The 18,697-nt window shown below is 44.4% G+C and carries 19 protein-coding genes and 2 pseudogenes; 13 read left to right on the top strand and 8 right to left on the bottom strand.

All coding sequences use genetic code 11. The features are described from left to right. The first annotated feature begins 56 nt into the window (after window positions 1-56). Together AB6E54_RS04990 and AB6E54_RS04985 are read left to right on the top strand one after the other, a co-directional pair. Window positions 57-1,205 (top strand): mannitol-1-phosphate 5-dehydrogenase, encoded by a 1,149-nt coding sequence (locus AB6E54_RS04990; RefSeq protein WP_372057717.1) that lies wholly within the window; start codon window positions 57-59, stop codon window positions 1,203-1,205. Window positions 1,206-1,255: 50 nt separating this feature from the next. Continuing rightward, window positions 1,256-1,792 carry an MltR family transcriptional regulator gene (locus tag AB6E54_RS04985; protein WP_022571110.1) on the top strand — a complete coding sequence of 179 codons (537 nt, stop codon included), beginning with the start codon at window positions 1,256-1,258 and terminating at the stop codon, window positions 1,790-1,792. A gap of 286 nt (window positions 1,793-2,078) precedes the next feature. Here the strand turns inward: AB6E54_RS04985 and nagB are convergent, their stop codons facing one another. After that, the gene (gene nagB, locus AB6E54_RS04980) at window positions 2,079-2,879 is read right to left on the bottom strand and encodes a glucosamine-6-phosphate deaminase (protein WP_017057618.1); all 801 of its coding nucleotides are present in this window, start codon (window positions 2,877-2,879) and stop codon (window positions 2,079-2,081) included. 606 nt (window positions 2,880-3,485) lie between these two features. Further along, complete coding sequence (locus AB6E54_RS04975) at window positions 3,486-3,839, bottom strand: DUF413 domain-containing protein (protein WP_017061517.1); 354 nt, start codon at window positions 3,837-3,839, stop codon at window positions 3,486-3,488. Between the two features lie 154 nt (window positions 3,840-3,993). On the opposite strand from AB6E54_RS04975, the gene AB6E54_RS04970 reads away from it, so the two are divergent. Then, window positions 3,994-4,884, top strand: coding sequence for a LysR family transcriptional regulator (locus AB6E54_RS04970; RefSeq protein WP_017061518.1), 891 nt, complete (start codon window positions 3,994-3,996; stop codon window positions 4,882-4,884). Window positions 4,885-5,067: 183 nt separating this feature from the next. Here the strand turns inward: AB6E54_RS04970 and AB6E54_RS04965 are convergent, their stop codons facing one another. Next, entirely contained in the window at window positions 5,068-5,271 is a 204-nt protein-coding gene (locus AB6E54_RS04965) for a hypothetical protein (protein WP_017061519.1), read from the bottom strand. Between the two features lie 236 nt (window positions 5,272-5,507). Here AB6E54_RS04965 and AB6E54_RS04960 point away from each other — a divergent pair, with 236 nt between their 5' ends. The 3 genes from AB6E54_RS04960 (at window position 5,508) to AB6E54_RS04950 (ending at window position 8,022) form a co-directional block, all read left to right on the top strand. Continuing rightward, complete coding sequence (locus tag AB6E54_RS04960; protein WP_372106719.1) at window positions 5,508-6,956, top strand: DNA-3-methyladenine glycosylase 2 family protein; 1,449 nt, start codon at window positions 5,508-5,510, stop codon at window positions 6,954-6,956. Between the two features lie 25 nt (window positions 6,957-6,981). Continuing rightward, window positions 6,982-7,464 carry a methylated-DNA--[protein]-cysteine S-methyltransferase gene (locus AB6E54_RS04955; RefSeq protein WP_017061521.1) on the top strand — a complete coding sequence of 161 codons (483 nt, stop codon included), beginning with the start codon at window positions 6,982-6,984 and terminating at the stop codon, window positions 7,462-7,464. A 171-nt stretch (window positions 7,465-7,635) separates the two neighbouring features. After that, window positions 7,636-8,022, top strand: a complete 387-nt coding sequence (locus AB6E54_RS04950; RefSeq protein ID WP_017061522.1) for a hypothetical protein — start codon at window positions 7,636-7,638, stop codon at window positions 8,020-8,022. Window positions 8,023-8,036: 14 nt separating this feature from the next. Here the strand turns inward: AB6E54_RS04950 and nhaD are convergent, their stop codons facing one another. Next, on the bottom strand, window positions 8,037-9,476 hold the full coding sequence (gene nhaD, locus AB6E54_RS04945; protein WP_372106720.1) for a sodium:proton antiporter NhaD: 1,440 nt from the start codon (window positions 9,474-9,476) through the stop codon (window positions 8,037-8,039). A gap of 109 nt (window positions 9,477-9,585) precedes the next feature. On the opposite strand from nhaD, the pseudogene AB6E54_RS04940 reads away from it, so the two are divergent. The 3 genes and pseudogenes from AB6E54_RS04940 to AB6E54_RS04930 all read left to right on the top strand — a co-directional run. Next, window positions 9,586-9,812, top strand: a pseudogene (locus tag AB6E54_RS04940) (YjiH family protein); the annotation flags it as partial. A gap of 744 nt (window positions 9,813-10,556) precedes the next feature. Then, on the top strand, window positions 10,557-10,943 hold the full coding sequence (locus AB6E54_RS04935; RefSeq protein ID WP_004732742.1) for an MAPEG family protein: 387 nt from the start codon (window positions 10,557-10,559) through the stop codon (window positions 10,941-10,943). An 8-nt stretch (window positions 10,944-10,951) separates the two neighbouring features. Beyond that, a complete protein-coding gene (locus tag AB6E54_RS04930; RefSeq protein WP_054541961.1) occupies window positions 10,952-11,482 on the top strand; it encodes a hypothetical protein in 531 nt (176 codons plus the stop codon). A gap of 33 nt (window positions 11,483-11,515) precedes the next feature. On the opposite strand, the gene AB6E54_RS04925 is transcribed toward AB6E54_RS04930, so the two are convergent. Beyond that, the gene (locus AB6E54_RS04925) at window positions 11,516-12,151 is read right to left on the bottom strand and encodes an START domain-containing protein (RefSeq protein WP_108202315.1); all 636 of its coding nucleotides are present in this window, start codon (window positions 12,149-12,151) and stop codon (window positions 11,516-11,518) included. Window positions 12,152-12,410: 259 nt separating this feature from the next. After that, the gene (locus AB6E54_RS04920) at window positions 12,411-12,887 is read right to left on the bottom strand and encodes a YHS domain-containing (seleno)protein (protein WP_017077045.1); all 477 of its coding nucleotides are present in this window, start codon (window positions 12,885-12,887) and stop codon (window positions 12,411-12,413) included. A 110-nt stretch (window positions 12,888-12,997) separates the two neighbouring features. On the opposite strand from AB6E54_RS04920, the pseudogene AB6E54_RS04915 reads away from it, so the two are divergent. Beyond that, window positions 12,998-13,452: pseudogene (locus AB6E54_RS04915) on the top strand (AraC family transcriptional regulator). Window positions 13,453-13,682: 230 nt separating this feature from the next. Next, window positions 13,683-14,561: a 6-carboxytetrahydropterin synthase gene (locus tag AB6E54_RS04910; RefSeq protein WP_104216219.1), complete on the top strand. Its 879-nt coding sequence runs from the start codon at window positions 13,683-13,685 to the stop codon at window positions 14,559-14,561. Between the two features lie 125 nt (window positions 14,562-14,686). On the opposite strand, the gene AB6E54_RS04905 is transcribed toward AB6E54_RS04910, so the two are convergent. Further along, window positions 14,687-15,727 (bottom strand): acyltransferase, encoded by a 1,041-nt coding sequence (locus AB6E54_RS04905; RefSeq protein WP_372106723.1) that lies wholly within the window; start codon window positions 15,725-15,727, stop codon window positions 14,687-14,689. A 122-nt stretch (window positions 15,728-15,849) separates the two neighbouring features. Further along, on the bottom strand, window positions 15,850-16,806 hold the full coding sequence (locus AB6E54_RS04900) for an AEC family transporter (protein WP_048610304.1): 957 nt from the start codon (window positions 16,804-16,806) through the stop codon (window positions 15,850-15,852). Between the two features lie 160 nt (window positions 16,807-16,966). Here AB6E54_RS04900 and AB6E54_RS04895 point away from each other — a divergent pair, with 160 nt between their 5' ends. Continuing rightward, window positions 16,967-17,560, top strand: coding sequence for a TetR/AcrR family transcriptional regulator (locus AB6E54_RS04895; RefSeq protein WP_004732750.1), 594 nt, complete (start codon window positions 16,967-16,969; stop codon window positions 17,558-17,560). Between the two features lie 193 nt (window positions 17,561-17,753). Further along, window positions 17,754-18,602 carry an alpha/beta hydrolase gene (locus AB6E54_RS04890; RefSeq protein ID WP_017067239.1) on the top strand — a complete coding sequence of 283 codons (849 nt, stop codon included), beginning with the start codon at window positions 17,754-17,756 and terminating at the stop codon, window positions 18,600-18,602. Window positions 18,603-18,697 lie beyond the last annotated feature (95 nt).

Genomic DNA, 18,697 nt, shown 5'->3' with positions numbered 1-18,697 from the left:
AGGCATGTTGTTGAGCAGTTAGCTATCTAGATTCAAATATTTATAAGGTCAAAATTATGAAAGCGTTACATTTTGGTGCAGGTAATATCGGTCGTGGTTTCATTGGTAAGCTTCTTTCTGATGCTGGTATGAAGGTTACGTTTGCTGACGTAAATGAAACGGTTGTAAATGCGTTAATTGAACGCCAAGAATACCCAGTTAAGATTGTTGGCGAAGAGTGTGTTGTCGAAGTTGTTAAGAACGTGACAGCAGTAAACTCAGCGACAAGCGCAGTAGTAGATTGCATTGCTGAGTCTGATCTTGTGACGACTGCAGTGGGCCCTACGGTTCTTAAAATCATCTCTAAGTCTATCGCTCAAGGCATTGAAAAGCGTGCAGCAGCAAACAACACTGCACCAATGAACATCATCGCGGCAGAGAACATGGTTCGCGGTACTAGCCAATTAAAAGCAGCCGTGTTAGAGCACCTTTCTGATGAAATGAAAGCGTTCACTGAAGAGCACATTGGCTTTGTTGATTCTGCGGTTGACCGTATTGTTCCACCGGCAGAAGCGGGCGAAACAGATCCTCTAGCGGTAACGGTTGAAACGTTCAGCGAGTGGATCGTAGATCAAACACAATTCAAAGGTGAGATTCCAAACATCCCAGGAATGGAATGCACTGATAACCTAATGGCTTTCGTTGAGCGTAAACTGTTCACGCTAAACACAGGTCACTTGGTAACGGCATACCTTGGTGTGCTTGCAGGTCATGAGACTATTAAAGACTCTATCGAAGATGACGTAATCCGCGCTGAAGTAACAGCGACGATGGAAGAGAGTGGTGCGGTTCTGATTAAGCGTTACGGCTTTGATCCAGAAGCACACGCTGCCTACATCCAAAAGATTCTAGGTCGTTTTGCTAACCCGTTCTTACGTGATGAAGTAGACCGCGTTGGTCGTCAGCCAATTCGTAAACTGAGCCCGCAAGACCGCCTAGTTAAGCCTCTAAACGGTACATTAGAGTACGGCCTACCGAATGCTCACCTAGTAAAAGCAATCGCTGCTGCGTTCCATTACAAGAACGAAGACGACCCACAAGCGGTTGAACTTCAAGCAATGTTTGCAGAAAAAGGCTTTGCAGAGACATTAGCATATTATTCTGAGCTGAATAGTGACTCAGAAGTTGTTAAACTAGCGGAACAAGCTTATCTAGCATTGAAATGATAAACCACCAAAGTGCCACTCCTGTGGCACTTTCTTATTGCCGAGCCGTTATGCCAATACAAACTAATCATGAAACAGAATTACTCGAAGCACTTTCCGAGGCTGAGAGTGCTGGCGCTTGCCTGATGGCCGCTTATGATGCATTGGATGATACGGTAGATTCGGTTTTAAAAAATATTTTCAAGAAAGACGATACTGCGATTAAGTTCGTTGTAGAACCTCTTCTCAATAGTGGCGGGCCGCTAGGGGAAATAATGATACGCGGAAAGTTGCTTCTGGGGCTTGGCGTGATCAGTAAAGAGCTTTATGACGACTTAGAGATTTTCGTGACCTTAAAAGAATGGGCGAAAATACAGGGTGATGACACCAGTTTTACTGAAGTGGATATCATCTTTGAGCTAAACAAAGTACATGCTATTCAGCGTATTATGCCTATTGAATACGACCCTGAGATGGTGAAAACCATGTCTGGTCCAATGTTAGAAATGTTCTTGGGTCGACATAACCAGAAAGTGAAATCCACGATCGTTTTGGCTATTACAGACATCATTAACACCTTGTGCCGAGATAACGCGCTGAGTTCTTAGTTTTTGCTATTGAGTTCATAGCTTGAAGCTTTCGCTTGAGCTTACACCTAAAGTGTTTATTTAGCTTATCTAGCTTTAATTCGTTTTATCCATCTTAGAATATACCGTCATTGCGGTTTCTCTTGTTTGAGAAATCGCTTTTTTGTTTTTGTGCTTCTAAAAAATATCCGAAATATCTTCCCATTAAATACAAAAGCAGCAGGCACAAAAAAAGCCACATTCAGTGGCTTTTTCTATTCAAGACGCTCTCTTTATAAAAACGCCCTGCTATTCAAGACTATAGGAATTATAGGTCTTGGATGTTCTCAGCTTCTAGCTCTTGGAAGTAGCGTAGAGTCTTAACTTTTAGCTCTTGTTGAGCTGGCTCATCAGCAACGATGATAGCTTTACGGTGCATCTGTAGAGCTGTAACAGTCCACATGTGGTTTACAGAACCTTCGATAGCCATTTGAAGCGCTTGAGCTTTGTTGTGGCCTAGAGAAAGGATCATCACTTCTTCAGCATCTAGAAGAGTAGCAACACCGATAGTTAGTGCGTATTTAGGAACTTGGTTGATGTCGCCATCGAAGAAACGAGAGTTCGCGATACGAGTGTCTTCAGTCAACGTTTTGATACGAGTGCGTGAAGATAGAGAAGAACCTGGTTCGTTGAATGCGATGTGACCGTCGATGCCTACGCCGCCCATGAACAGGTTGATTTTGCCGTATGAACGGATTTTCTCTTCGTATGCTGCACAGTGAGCATCGATATCTTCAGCTTTGCCGTCTAGCAGGTTGATGTTTTCTGCTTGGATATCAACGTGGTTGAAGAAGTTCTCGTGCATGAATGTGCGGTAAGACTCTGGGTGGTTAGGGTCGATGCCAACGTACTCATCCATGTTGAATGTTACAACGTGCTTGAAGCTAACTTCGCCAGCTTTGTAAAGTTCAATTAGCTCAGCGTAAGTAGTTAGAGGTGTGCTACCAGTAGGAAGACCTAGTACAAATGGACGCTCAGCCGTTGGAGCGAACTTGTTGATTGAATCTGCGATATGACGAGCAGCCCATTTACCTACTTTAGCTTTGTTGCTTAATGGAATAAGTCTCATTGATTTTGCCCCTAGAAATAAAATTTTATAGTGTTCTGAAACATTAATTCGCATTATAAAATAAGTTATCCAGTTCCGCTATTGTTTTAGGTCAAGTTTTTGCTTTTTTCGTCGTAACTGTGACTGGAACTCTCAAAATTGCACAATTATTGTATGGATATTTGGTGGCGTTAAACAAGATTAATACGTTTGTCATATACAGCAATGTTGATCTAATTCAGCACCTGAAAGGGTTGGTGTGTTTCTATGCCTTGATACGATTATTGCAATAATGGCATCGCTCGAACCATTGACGAATTTTGGTGCATTAACGTGTTTCGAGTATAAACAAGCGTTGAGCGTATAGTTGAAACTAGAAAAATAATGATGGCAATGGAGCGCTATCGTGATAAAAGACAGGGGCAGGATGAAGAACGATGAATCTCAGTGGGATGAATACCCATAAGATTGAACGAGAGCTGTGTTTTAGTCACGCTATCGCTATGAATTGTATATAAATATTGGTAAAAATGGATAGGTTGGCTAAACTTACCAATTACAAAGAAGATGTGTGTTTGAAGGCAAAAAAAAGCCCAAAGTGATGAGGTATCACTTTGAGCGATTTTACTAATCTTCTAACACTAACTCACTTTCGTATTCTTCCCTAGATACGTCGCCGCGTTTGCAGCCGTTTAGGGTGTGAAAGCGACGGCGTCCACGAGCCAGTTGAATGTACTTCAACCAAACACGCTCTAACTTGGACTTTGCCTTATGAGGGTGAGACAACACTTTAATGAAGTGTTTTTCTTCTGCATTGATTGGTGCTAGTTCACCAGTTTCAAGTGCAAGCATAGTGTCACCAAACAAGGTTAGGATTTCCTCTTCTGAAAGAGTAAAATCACCCGACTTAGCGAACCCTCTCGGGAATTTAATGGTGTCATAAAAACGTTTTTTTCCGTGTCGGAATTCGGTCTCAGACATATCAGCCTCAGTAATGTGGTTAGATAGAAATTAGTGTTTATTGCTCACGCGAAAATATTGTTAAAAGGCTAAAATAGGAAACAAAATGTTTTTGCCTTTACGATAAACAATCCTAGATCGGCTAGTTAGCAGATTTATTACAGAGATGTATTTGATGGATGTGAAAGTATTTAGAACCTTTCTTGAGGTTGCAAGGGTGCGCCATTTTGGGCGTGCAGCTGAAAACTTGTATTTAACACAAGCGGCGGTGAGTGCGCGGATCAAACAGCTTGAAGGCTATTTTGATACTCAGCTCTTCATTCGTGACCGCAATAACATCAAACTCACATCTTCCGGTGAACGTTTGATTGGTTATGCCGAAGTGATGGTGTCCACCCTACAACAAGCCAAATTTGAGCTGTCGTTAGAGAGTGGTAAAGCCTTGCAGTTAACGCTGGGCGGCACGCCGAATATTTGGGATGCGTATCTGCAAAACTGTTTAAGTGTGGTAACCGACTCTTTTGGTGGTTACGGCTTTATGGCAGAGGTGATGGGGCGCGAGCAACTGAACCGTAATTTGTTAGAACGAACCTTAGATATGGCTTTCGCGTTCGATCAGATCAAAGCAGAAGAGCTGAACTGTAAAAAAGTCGCTGACTTGGTTTTGGTGTTGGTATCAACGCAGCAAGATGATCTGGAATCTGTATTTCAACATAAGTATGTTTATGTGGATTGGGGAACGCGCTTTGGTTCTGAACACGCAGAACGTCACCCTAAAGTGCCAGCACCGTACCTACGTACCTCTACAGCCCGTATCGCCCTCGATTTCATTTTAGAGAAAGGCGGCAGTGCGTATCTTCCGGTGTCTCTAGTCGAACCTTTTATCGATTCGGGTCAGCTGCACAAGGTGAAAGGGGTTGAAGACTGGTATCTCCCAATTTATCTGAGCTACCGTAAAAGCAGTACCTCGGTTGATGCGATCATGCAGGTTGAGAAGTTGGTTAATGAGATTGACCCATCGACGGCTTACACATTGCAGCAAGCCGCTGAACAAGCACCTGAGTAACGGCATTCGCGGTAAGCAGTGGCTTTGCTGATTAGATTCAATAAAAAATGGCTCCCAACTAATTGTATAGTTGGGAGCCATTTTTGTTTTAAACCAGAAATGTACTTCTTTTCGGAACTAGAGATCGTTTCTAATTCCATAAATATCGTTTAGGCCTGGTATGTGTAGCCTTTATTAAAAGCCCTATAGGTTCATTAGATTCTCAATAGACTCTTCAAGAGAGTGTGACATGTACGAATGGATTTGATTGCCATCCGTTGCGTCAATCTCGATCATAGAAATCCCGTTGTCCGCTTTGTCTTCAAGAAAGCTTAGAGACTGCTCGACTGATTGACTGGTGAGAACCTGTTGATTTGATAAAACAATACGACATGTGTGTAGAACCATAGCCTTTTCCTTTTTATATTCGATAGGTCTCTGCATCTTGGCGTGCTAAGTACCGATCGTTGACGTTGTGAGAAGAATGTCCTCTCTAGGTTAAATTTAGTCGAATTGAATAAAATTAAAACCCTTTTTTGTGATTTATCTGACCTTCGCTTCCGAAAGTGGCTAGCGACAATGGTGGTTCACGGTAAACTTTTAGGTATCGGATCAAACGCTATGGTAAGTGGGAAGAGTACGGCATGTCGAAAAAGATCAATCACAACAGCAGCTTAACCAGTGAGCAGTGCCATTTGGCTCGATATGCACGAGATGCTCGCTTTGATGGGATGTTTTTTACAGCGGTGAAAACGACAGGAATTTTTTGTCGCCCGATTTGCCCAGCCACACCACCCAAAGAAGAAAACGTCGAATATTTTTCCCATCAAGCTCAAGCATTGAAAGCGGGATATCGTCCTTGTTTACGTTGTCGACCAGACAGCGCACCTTTTTCGCCGGCTTGGAAGGGCGTCGAAACCACTTTCTTACGTGCGATGCAGTTGATTGATAATGGCGCTCTGAATTCAGGATCTATCGTCGACCTTGCAACGCGGTTAGGTATTTCAGATCGTTATTTACGAACCTTATTCGACAATTACATCGGCGTGTCACCCAAGCAATATAGTCTGTACAGTCAATTGATGTTTGCCAAGCAGTTGCTGCACACCAGTAGCATGAGCATTACTGATGTCGGCTTTGCTAGTGGCTTCAATAGTACGCGCCGTTTTAATGATGCCTTTTTAAAAGAGCTGAAGCTCTCACCAAGCCAAATCCGACGCTCTAAACCCAGCAACTACCTGAGTAACCATATCCAACTTGGTTTTCATGGCCCTTTAGATTGGGAGCACCTGTTGGGTTTTTATCGACGAAGAATGATTGAAGGTCTGGAGGGCATCGGTGAAAACTATTATCAACGCACGGTGAATGTGAATGGTTCTAAAGGCTGGTTCAAGGCCACCTTAGTAAAAGAAAACCGCTTAGATATTGAATTTGAGTTGGACGATATAAGCCAATTAAGAAGCTTGATTGCTAACATTCGACGTATGTTCGACCTTGATGTCGATATTGCCAAGGTTGAGGCTTTTTTTATGACCATTGATCCTAACTTGGTTGCCAAGAGTGGTATCCGTATTCCTGGCGTTTGGAGTGCTTGGGAGGCTGGTGTAAGAGCGATTCTAGGGCAGCAAGTCTCAGTAACAGCAGCGATCGGCCAACTCAACTTACTGGTGCGAGAGATTTCTGGTACGCATCAAGCTTCTGTTTTACAAGAGTTGGCTAATTCCCAAGAGTGCTCTGACTTACAACAAATTGCTTATGCATCTGAGAAAGCGTATTTCCCAACACCTAAACAAATAGCTGATGCTGATGTGAGCTTTTTAAGAATGCCGGGAAGTCGTAAGGAAACTTTAAAGCGTTTTGCCGAATACATGGTCGACAACGAAGCCGAACACCCTTCTAAGTGGATTGACCTAAAGGGCATTGGGCCTTGGACTATTCAATATGCACTGCTTCGCGGGTTAAGCGAACCTAATCATCTGTTGGTTGGTGACTTGGTGGTGAAGAAGTTTATTGAGCATCGCCCCGCCATCAACACGGAGAGTGTTTCGCCTTGGGGTAGTTACGCCACGTTCCACTGTTGGAATCAGTCTTAATCGGAATACTAAGCTAGGAGATATCATGGACAACCGTTTTACTTACTATGAGAGCCCATTGGGAACCGTGACGTTACAGGCGAACGATGAAGGCTTGCTCGGCCTTTGGTTCGAGACACATACCACCAAGCCGGAACCGTTGGGTGTTCAAGATGATAGCTTTCCGATCTTTGCATTGGCTATCGAGCAGCTTAATCGCTATTTCTCGGGCGAAGCTATTCAGTTTTCTGTGCCGATTGCAGCCAAGGGCACGCCATTTCAGCAGTCGGTTTGGCAGGCGCTGACGACCATTCCTTATGGAGAGACTTGGAGCTATGCACAACTGGCCGATGCGATAGGCAATCCGAAAGCCGTTCGTGCTGTGGGTTTGGCGAATGGCAAAAATCCGGTTTCAGTGATTGTGCCGTGTCACCGTGTGATTGGTAAAAACGGCAAACTGACGGGTTATGCAGGTGGCGTAGAACGTAAACAGCACTTATTGGTGATAGAGGGAAGAGAGCAAGACTAGCAAGCGATTTAGCCATGAGCCTGTCGAGATGCTGGCTGAATATCTCGTACTACTTAATGGTGAAGGCGAGTGGTTCTTAAAATATGACTTTGAATTAAAATCAACGCTTTCTGGGAAATATCGATTTGGTTGCATATTCTTTGACTATGTTCTCTAGGCAAGGATGCCCAAATGAATAGATTCCCCTTACTAATATCTGGCTGCAGCTCTGCATTATTGCTGACAGGTTGTTTAACTGATACCAGCCGACCTTTCGAGGTTCCACAGCTTGCTCTGTTCAAAGGTATGTATGAGAACGCAGATAATGACAGTTATCTACTTTTTGAATCCGGGCAAGTGACTTATCAAACAACGGATAATTCCGTGACTCGAACCTATCGTGTTGATGATGACTTGATCACCATTGAATTCAATTCTGGAAGCAGCCGAACTGACTCTAGACTAGTGATGCGCATTCAACAGAAGGGCGAGATGCTAACTTGCAACCAATGTCCAGCGATACAATTGAGTAACGTCTGGACACTTGTAGATAAGCCTGTGAAAGACAGTTCGAACTAGAAAAGATCTCCGAATTAGAAAAGATCGCCATTAAGCCATAGGTGTGCAGCGATACTGACGGCATAGCCAATCATGATCACTGGCATCCATTTCAAGTGGCCAAAGAAGGTGTATTTGCCATGCGCCGCGCCCATTAACGCCACACCTGCCGCACTACCAATAGATAACAAGCTGCCGCCAACGCCTGCGGTTAAGGTGATCAGTAGCCAGTTACCCATCGACATTTGAGGTTCCATCGATAACACGGCAAACATCACCGGAATGTTATCGACAATCGCAGATAAGATCCCCACCATGATGTTGGCCCAAATTGGATCCCATTGGCTATACATCACGCCAGAGGCAAGCTCCAAGTATCCCAGTAGACTCAAGCCACCGACACACATTACCACGCCGTAGAAGAACAGCAGAGTGTCCCATTCGGCATGGGACACTCTTCGAAATACATCAAAGGGCACGACTGAACCTAATCTCTTAAGCGCGCCTTCGTCTTTGTTAGCAATCGCCACCGCTTTTTTCTTAGCTAGCGAATTGGGCAAGGTCTGGCGTAGGTAATACCCAAAGAACTGGAGGTAGGCGAGCCCCATCATCATGCCCATTACAGGAGGGAAGTGAAGCACGGCGTGGAAAGCGACCGCGGTACCGATTGTCATGATGAACAAGAAGACGATTCGCCTTGCGCCACGTTTTAACTCGATGTGTTGGTGCACAGTATCGGGCTGAGTGGTTGGAACAAAGTAAGACATGATCAGTGCTGGAACCAAGTAGTTCATCACTGAAGGAATAAATAACGGAATGAATTCGGTAAAACTGACATGTCCAGCCTGCCAAACCATTAGTGTCGTGATATCCCCAAACGGACTGAATGCGCCGCCGGCATTGGCAGCTATCACGATATTCACACACGCGAGGTTAACGAATTTTGGATTAGAGCCTGCGACCTTAAGAACCACAGCACACATCAATAGAGCCGTGGTGAGGTTATCGGCAATGGGGGAAATGAAGAATGCAAGAATACCTGTTAACCAAAATAGAGACCGGAAATTGAACCCTTTGCCTACCATCCACGCTTGCAATGCATCAAATAACCTCCTCTCTTCCATGGCACTGATGTACGTCATGGCGACGAGTAGGAACAGCAGTAGTTCAGCGTATTCTAGTAAGTTGTGTTCGAGTGCTTGCTTAGCGACTTCAACAAGGTTGTGTTCTTGGTAGATAAAACCAATGATTATCCAGATCAGTCCTGCTGCAAGTAACACTGGCTTAGATTTTCGGAGCTTTAGGTACTCTTCCATCATCACCACGATGTAGGCGACAACGAAAATGGTCAGGGATAGGTAGCCAGCGAATGAGTTGGTGAGCTTGAGTGGTTCTCCCAACTGAGAAGTGGCAGCACCTGCTACCGAAGAAAAGAGTAACAAAGAGAGAACAGCAGAAAGCTGGATACCTAACATGGATTACGCTCCGAAGTTAATAAGTTATTAACACGGGTAAAAGAGTAGACCTAAATAACCATGTGCAGTGTGATAGATATCTTAATAATTCAATAGATTATAGTGAAAAAGAAAGACGGTGGCGAAAGTATTAGCTTTGATGGATACTCCTGGCAACTCAGGCTTAGCATTGATTGCGTCGCTTCAAAGTACTGATGCTGGCGCGGGGCGATCGTTAACTTCTTCTCTTCAGGTACAGTACTGTTCACCCTTCCAGTTATGGATGGTTCTTTGGCGGTAACTTCGTCAATTGGCCTAGCGGTTGCTGTGATGTTTATCTTCAAGTTTGTTGGTGCAATACATGGGACGTATTATGGGACCAATTGGTACTGAAGGTCGCTACATCCCGGTGATGATCGCGATTTCGGTATTGAATGCGTTTGGTGCAATGTTCTTGATGAACATTATTTTGTAACGTGACTTTGAACGGTTAGCTGCGAACAGCTTTTAGACGTTACAAAAAAGGAAACCCCGTTTGGCTTTCACCAAACGGGGTCTATTCTTTTCGTAGCCATCCTGCTACTGCGCGTTACTTATCTTTCAATAGGTAACTGGTGCTCCCTGCATCGTTCCTTGACGTGGCTAAATCCTTTAACCTATCCAATTCATCGCCTTCCTAGCGGTGTCCTTGCTAACTCATCATCCTGACAAGCGACTCTATCCTAGAGCAAAACTTCCTTGCTGATAACTCATCCTAAGTCATCAAATCTTCATCCTGAAGATACCTAATCCGTTAGGCTTTTTCCTGTTCCTGCCAACTCCCTGTCGACATGTGTATTAAACACTGCAGAGGCTTTACTCACAATCCACCTCAAGAAATAAATGTACTCACTAACTGAAAGAAATATGCGTGGATTCATACAAAACAAGGGGTTGGGTTTGTATTTTAGGAATTTTCTGCGAAGCTTGATTGTGATCTCTTACGTTCGGTGTGAGAGATCTCTTACAAGTGCTCGGGCGTGATTATCATTTTATCTTGGCGGTTAATGTCGAAAAGATAGAAAAGAACACTGAGTTAAGACAAAACAATAGGGAAATATGATGGTTACAGCACTTTACGCAGCTCTGCTGACGGTAGTAATGATTTGGTTGGCGATTGAAGTTATTAAGCAAAGACGAATCAATCTTGTTGCTCATGCCGATGGCGGTGTTGAGTCGTTACAGATAGCACGTTCGGCACAAAGTAACGCGATGGATTACATCCCAATCACGGTGATTTTGATGGGGTTGCTAGAGATGAATGGGGCTGGTGTGTGGCTTATTCATGTCATTGGTGTAGCGTTTATTCTGGGACGAGTGATTCATGCTAAAGGGATCTTAGCGAAAAATTTCAAAGGCAGAAAAGTGGGTATGGTGTTAACGCTTATCTGCATGATCTCTTTGATTGTCCTAAACTTGGCTTACCTACCTTTTGATAAAATGTTCTAGGGAGCATTATGGCATTGCGCCTTCCTCCTGCTTGGGCGATTGTCCTTGCAGGGCTAATACTCAACATCATGGCGATTGTCATGTCGAGCTTGGTGTTGGACAAAATTGAAGCGGAGAAATCGGAATACAACGATCGTAAATACGGTAATGTGTACTCTATACAACTGTCCTGGAATACGATCGAAACCTTAGAGCGCAAGCGTGAAGCGATTCTGATTCACCTTGATAAGCTATCCCCAGAAATCGCTCAACCTGCCACTGTTCTTGATGAAGCGCTTCGCGGACAACTTCGGAGTTGGGTGAGTGACGAGGTGCCAGCCATCTCGTTGGCTAACTTACCTAAGCTTATGATGCTGATAAACAATGCCCAAGAATCGCAACGAACCCGAATTGATGACTACTATTTGGATAACCTGACCTTGGTTGAGTTAATCCAAAGGCTTGATGAGAAAATGGCTTTCTATAAGAACATCGCCCTGTTTCTTCAGGTGTTTGGCTTAGCGCTTATCTTAGCTCGCGACCTAGCAAGAAGACCTTAGTCTTTAACCTTATTGACCTATTTACTTGTACCGCTAACGAGACTCACTTGGCAGGTTGGGGTGCTGCTGGCCTTGGTATTTTGGTAGCTGTTCTTTCAGCCCCTTAAACGTGCTCAGCGCACTGCTTATCGATAACTTATTCATCAACCAATTGGGCAAGATGCCACCTGCGTTCGCATATGCGGTGTAGGTGATGTAAGTATTGCCATTAGTCAGCGGTTGCAGCGTCCAAAGTGCGTCCACATCGTAAATTCGAATATACCCCGACTCTTTCGCCAAATAGTTAGAGGCATCTTTAATCGACAAGACAAACTGCTCATCCTCAATGCTGTATTTTGAGTAGGTCACCATATCGCGATCTCTAGCAGGCCAAGGCGCTTTGAATTGGGTATAGACGATGTTTTCTGCCTCAGATATCTGCATCAAGACACGGCTTTGCGACACATTGTCTATCCAGTTTGGCACGTTCTCGCTGTCTTCCAGCAACAGTAAAAAACCGGAGTAAGTGGTGGGCGTTTGCATTTGTGCTCGTATCTCTACTAAGCCTTCACTGTGAGGTCTCTTATCAATGATGATGCCGTTTTCACTTTTGACGAACTGCCATGGAGCTGCATAAGTCAGTGTTGATAAGGCGCAGAGCCCAAGTGCAAAAATCCTAGGTAATATCATTATTCTTCCATAAAAAGAAAAGCTTATCTTCTAGGAGTATAGAATAGAAATGGGTTTGATTCGTGCTAAAGGCTGACGGGTTTTCCTGATTTGAGCAGCGCATCGCCATTTATTGTGGTGATACCAATAGCTGGAGGCTTATTAAGATTTGGAACGTCGAAATGAAAACGGAAGCGTTCGGTCGCTTCCGTTTTTATTAATGGGCAATGGATAAAGGTTAAAGTTACTAAGCTAAAGCTTGTAGGTTAAAGCTTATAGACTAAAGCTTATAGGCTTCTACGGTTTTGATCGTCGTCCAGTTGCTGTTGGCGTCTTGGATGAACTCTTGCGTATCTTCCAACCATCGTTTTTGTACTGATTTGTCTAAGTTCAGATACAGCTTTCCATCTTCGACTTTCCATGCGTTAGGGTCGGTCTCAAATTTCTTACCCATAGCCACACCAAAGGCACAATAGCCACCGTATTGAGGCGCATAAGCTTCAGGATTGGTGCGGAACTGATCTCGGTTGTCACTGTTTGCGAACTGATAAATAGCGTTCTTATAAGTAGCAGTGAATTCTGATGAACCTTGAACGGCACCAGCATCAGTAAAGTAAGCCACTGGGTCATAGCCTTTGATCGCGATGTCATTGCTATCAACGCTCATGTCGATGTCTGCTGCCATCAGTGAAAAGCTGGTTCCTAGTAACGCGGCCAATAGAGTGATTTTTTGACTGGTCGATTTCATGTGTGACATATCAAGTTCCTTGTCAGTGTTGGTTATCTTGTTTGAAGTAATTTAGCCCACTCGTCCGGTCTATAGAGGGACAAAAGAACTTAAAAGTAAGCGAATCGTTCGGAGGATGCATGGATCTGCTTTCACAACTAATGGAACACTTCTCGATACGTACCGGTGTTTTCTATTCTGGCAATTTGTGCGGAGTGTCGTCATTTAAGCCGCAGCAGGGTAAAGAAGGGCATCTTCATGTATTGAGCGCGGGTGAGTTGACCTTGTCTAGTGCGCACACGGAGTACAGGCAACTGTCACAGCCCTGCATTGTTTATTTGCCGAAATGGCGTCACTGGCCGCGATGTCTCGTACTCAGTTTATTGAAGCGTTCAAACGGGAAGTGGGTGAAACGCCGGGAGATTATGTGCAAAAGTGGCGAGTCTCTGTTGCTCAATCTCTGTTATTGCAAAATAAGCCGATCAATTGGGTCGCTGATGAAGTGGGTTACAGCAGCTATTCGGGATTTTCGCGCGCTTTTCAGCATGTTGCTGGGGTGTCACCGCGCCTTTGGCTAAAGCAAAATGTATCGTGAAACGCTCGGCAACCTTACCCAAGATATGGCTATTGGCATCAGGCTGGCCTATGTTTTAGCGGAAATTGAGCGTAGTTTGTTCATTTCTCGAATGACGGTGTAAAAAGGTGGACTTTATTAGCTCGTTGTAACATCCTGCCCGTCCTATTTTATCAGACATCAATGAGACGAAGTGCCTGCTGAGCATTATTCAGCCTCCCGTATCTCATTAAAGTATTAAGGAGTTCAACTTGAACCTATTTGTAAGAGACCTTACCGTTATCGATTCTTCATACATCTGTGAACACAGAGGGGTCGTAGGAGATAGTTGGATTTTAGATGTCACCATGTCTGGTGAACTTAATGAAATGAGCATGGTGCTGGATTTTAGCAAGGTCAAAAAGCAGATCAAACAGCTTGTCGATGAGCATGTTGATCACCGTTTGCTGCTGCCAATGCAGAGCGCTGCAATTGTTCTTCAAGCGAGCAAAGCGGGCTACTCTAAGGTTGATGTGTTGCGTGGTGACAAGAGTCTTCATCTACATTGCCCTGATGAAGCATATTGCCTCATTGATGCAGAAGCGATCACCATCGAGAGTGTGACCGCACACGTTTACAATATTCTTCGCGATAACCTACCAAGTAACGTCACAGGGTTAGAGATCACCCTACGTCATGAGAACATTAATGGCGCGTTCTACCACTACACCCATGGTTTAAAAAAGCATGATGGCAACTGCCAACGCATCGCGCATGGTCACCGTTCTCCAGTAGAAATCGTGGTCGATGGTCAGCGTGACGGGCAACGTGAACAAGCATTTGCTCAGCGTTGGGAAGACATTTATTTAGGTTCTAAAGAAGACCAAGTTTCAGTTTCATCACTTAACCTGAGTGAAAACGCGAACAGTGTTAATGATGAAAGTCACTATGGCTTCCGCTACACCGCGCCACAAGGCGAATTTGAGCTAGCGATTGCTAAGAGTGAGACGGAAATTTTACCGACAGATACCACGGTGGAATTACTTGCTGGCTATATCGCGGATCAAGTTGAACCGAGCCTAGCAGAGAACCAATCACTACAAATCGTCGCTTATGAAGGTGTTGGCAAGGGCGCAATGGCGTTCCGATAACACTCCAGCGAGTGACACAGTCTCATTACTGACATGATGAAATAAAGGCAAGATAATCCGTTATCTTGCCTTTATTTTTTGTGACTCTTTAAAACTGATTTAGCTGATGATGTTAGGCACAAACACTAACGAAGCAGCACACGTCGCAGTGGTGTTTTTTCGATTCCAACAACCAACCCGAAGCTCAACAATACGGTGCCAAAAAATACCGTAACGTCTTTTGTCAATTCCGTAATGCCTAAGACTCCACAGACATTGAACAGCACGATAATGATCAGCAAATGGCAAACGTAGATGCCTAACATACGATTCGAGATCGCGCGAACCCACGCATAGTCGCCGATGTTTGGATTAGCCAAAAGCCACATAAATACGCCCATTCCCCATAGTGCCGTACCAAACAAGAAATCATTCATGTTGAATCCGACGTCGAACGTGGTGAGCCACGCCGCCTCAGCAAAGTGAATCAACATGCCTAACGCTAATAACGCCAGCGCTTTAGCGGATGACACCTTCCATTGATTCTGACGAATGAGGAAACCTAAGGTCACCATTAACGTGCTAAAGAACGGGCCGTTACGAGTAAAGAAAGGTGCGCAGAGTTCGGTCAAGTTCGCGTAGCTGCCCGCTAAAACACCATAGACGTAAAGTGCAATTGCCGTTGGTAATAGTAGTTTTTCGAGTTTCATTTCGACTATCAAAGCGATGATCAAAACGGCACAAACCAGAGCGGGAATAAACCATAAATGAACCAATCCACCCTCTAAGAAAGAGTTGAGCGGGGTGTTCATTAAAAAGCCCCAATAGTCTTGGCGTTCGCCTAAGTAACCGAACTCTTCCACCTTCGCGAGGTTGAATGGCATGACTAGGCAAATGATGCTCCAAACCACCCAAACCTTAAGCAGTGGTTTCGAGTAGTTGACCACGGTTGTCCAAGGTAAGGCAGTGAGCTTAGGTTGAATCAGATAACCTGAGATAAGGAAGAAAAGAGGCACAGCGAAGCGAGCGGCTTGGTTAAGCACATAGCCAATCCAAGGCACTTCATCGATTTGCCAATAAGTAAGTGCCACTTGGCCATGTAAGCCAATGATCGCCAAGATAGCAATCACTCGACCCAACTCAATACTGACGATGTGTTGTGAAGGCGTATGTTGAACGGAAGACATATCAGATCTCTAAGAAAATTTTCGTAGAATCTAACAGCCTTTTTATTGAATCAGTTAGCGCTAAATCAAGGGTTGCGACCTTTGTTTTAAGGCTTGTATTGATTATTTGAAGCCTGTCGCAGCTATATTAAATCCATTGCAGTAAGTACAAAAATACCGAGAGTACAAGTGATAAGAGAAACAACAGTAGTAAGCGCGATGATGTTAGCCGCCAGTGTTGAGTTTCCTCCCATCGCACGAGCCATAACGTAGCTTGCCGCTGCTGTTGGTGCTGCGCTCATCAAGAAGATAAGCCCGAGATCGAGCCCTTCAAATCCTAAGTACCCAGCCGCCAGTGTAATCAGTAACGGTGAGGCAATTAACTTGTAGCTAGAGGCGAACCACGTCGATAACTTTTCTTGTTTGAGCGAGCTGATGTCCAGCGACCCACCGGTACACAGCAGTGCCAAAGGTAACGTCATGTTGGCAAAGTACTGACCAGCATCAGTGACCATTTTTGGGATAGGAATCGAAAGCGCATAGAAGACGACCGCTAAGAAAATAGCGATGATCAATGGGTTCTTGGTAATCGACTTAGCGATCACTTTAATCGCTTTCGCACCAGTGTCTTCGCCTTTGGGTGTCAGTGCAATCACGGCTTGAATGTTATACAACACGGTTAGAGATGCGACATAGATAGCCGCCAATGCCACGCCTTGGTTGCCATAGATATTAGCCACATAGGCGAGGCCGATGATCGCGGTATTGGCGCGGAATCCACCTTGGACAATCACACCTTGATCTTTCGAACCTTTAAATACTAATTTGGTTGAGAAAATCGTGAACAAGAAAAAGACAAAGTTAGCGATGACGCCAAACGCAACTAACGCGCTACTGGCTGAAAAGTTGTGATTCGATTGAACAATACTCAGAAATAGCATCGCGGGCAGGGTGACTTGAAATACCACCTTAGATGCGACATCAATGAAATTGTCATTGATTAAGCCGATTCGCTTGAGCATCACACCAAGAAACAGCATTAAACAGATAGGGCCTGTTACTGACGCCGAAAACGCAAACTGTTCCCAAAGTGTGTTCATTCTTTTTCCTTTGTTAGTCGATTTCAATTTCCTTTGAATACTGTCGCATTTTTCCACAATTCTTTGATAATACAAAATGAATACCAAGGGTTAAGTAAAAAAGTTGAAAAAAAGTACGAACGTGCTAAAAATAAAGCATCAGATTTATTATTGGTGAATAATGAGCAAAGGAAAGATAACCAAAGAGTATATTTTGAGCCATGCATTTGCACTTGCGAGTGAGAATGGTCTTGAGAGTTTGACGATTGGCGAATTAGCCAAGCAGTGTGGTATGTCTAAGAGTGGATTGTTTGCGCACTTCAACTCTAAAGAGAACCTGCAACTCTCTGTACTCGAATATTCCAACGCCATATTCACTGAAAGAGTCATCATTCCGGCGAGAGAGTTGGGCGACGGTGATATTGAAGCCAAGCTGAAACAACTGCTCGATAACTGGCTGGGCTGGAACCATTCGTTCCAAGGCAGCTGCATGTTTATTGACGCTTGGAAAGATGCAGGCAGCGAAACCTCTGTGATTCAGAAGGCACTGCAGAAAACCATTTCAGTGTGGATTGACTACTTGACGATTCAGGTAGCAAAAGCGGTTGAGAGTAAACAATTCAGAGCCGATTTAGACCCGAAACAGGCAACCTTCGAGTTGTACGGTCTCTACTTAAGTGCGAACTTGTTCTACTCATTACGAGGCCAACAAGCCAGCCACACTCATTTTTGGAGTGGTGTAGAGCGCTTGGTAGCCAGTTGGAAAGCGGTTTAATACATACAGCAGGTTAACTCGCAAATCATGTGAGTCTTGCTGAGGTAAGGTTTACAACAAAATTTTAGAGAAGTGGTGGTAAGCGATGATAAATCGCAGTAGCGCCATTTTTTATATCAACAAATAGCACGGTCGTTCGATTTTTAGGGCCGAGCTCGATCCGCCAAGAATGATGGCGATACAAGGAACGGTCATGAGTGACAAAATCTATTTCAATACATCGAACAAATTCAGCTTCAAGCGTAGCTTGATTGGCGCTACAACCAATCTGCACTACATTTTAGCGCCGAGCCACGCAAAGAAAACGGCACGTAAACTGCTGCTCACTCCGATGCGTACCGAGCAAAAGAATGCCGATCCAAAAGGTTTGATTAAAAGTGAAATCAAAGGTCGTGACGGTGTATTGAAGACATACTCTCTGGGTACGGGCCCCGTTTGGGTGCTGACCCATGGTTGGTCTGGCACCGCGAGTCAGTTTTTCCCTCTGATGGAGCATATTGCTGCTAATGGTTTTACGGCCTTGGCTTACGATCATCCTGCTCATGGTGGCAGTGATGGCGTACATGGTCATATCCCAGCGTTTGTGAATGGTTTGGAAGCTGTTCTAGATTCGGTGGGGGAAGTGGCAGGTTTGGTCGGTCACAGTATGGGTACCGCTTCTGCGTTGGAATGTAAGCACGTTAAATTGGAAAACAAGCCACTATTGCTGATTGCACCTGTACTGGATTATCTAGAAAACCTATTTGGCAGCGTCGCACGTTCTGGTTACTCAATGAAACTGTTTGAAGCGGTAGTCGGAGAAGTAGAAGAGCAGTTTAACTATCCAATTCAGTCTGTTGATCCCTATGGAAAGTTAGCGCTTCGTGAGTCTCAAACGATCATCGTTCATGATGAGCAAGACAAGTTTACTAAGTTTGATGTGTCTCAGCGTGCTGCTAATGAAATGGGTCGCGTTACTTTAATTGCGACTCAAGGACAGGGCCACGGGCGAGTAATGAAGTGCCCACAAGTATTTGAGAGCTTTGATAACTTGATTGGTTAACTTTAACTAATCAAGCCAGTAAAACGCAGGTTAAGAAAACAAACACTAAAAAGGCCAACCAGACATTATCTGGTTGGCCTTTGTTTTAGGGATTT

It is taken from the genome of Vibrio sp. 10N.247.311.49 (assembly GCF_041467655.1).
GTDB classification, from domain to species: Bacteria; Pseudomonadota; Gammaproteobacteria; order Enterobacterales; family Vibrionaceae; genus Vibrio; species Vibrio crassostreae_C.
The sequence above is the reverse complement of the archived record's forward strand: the minus strand, read 5'-3'. Positions and strand labels throughout refer to the sequence as shown.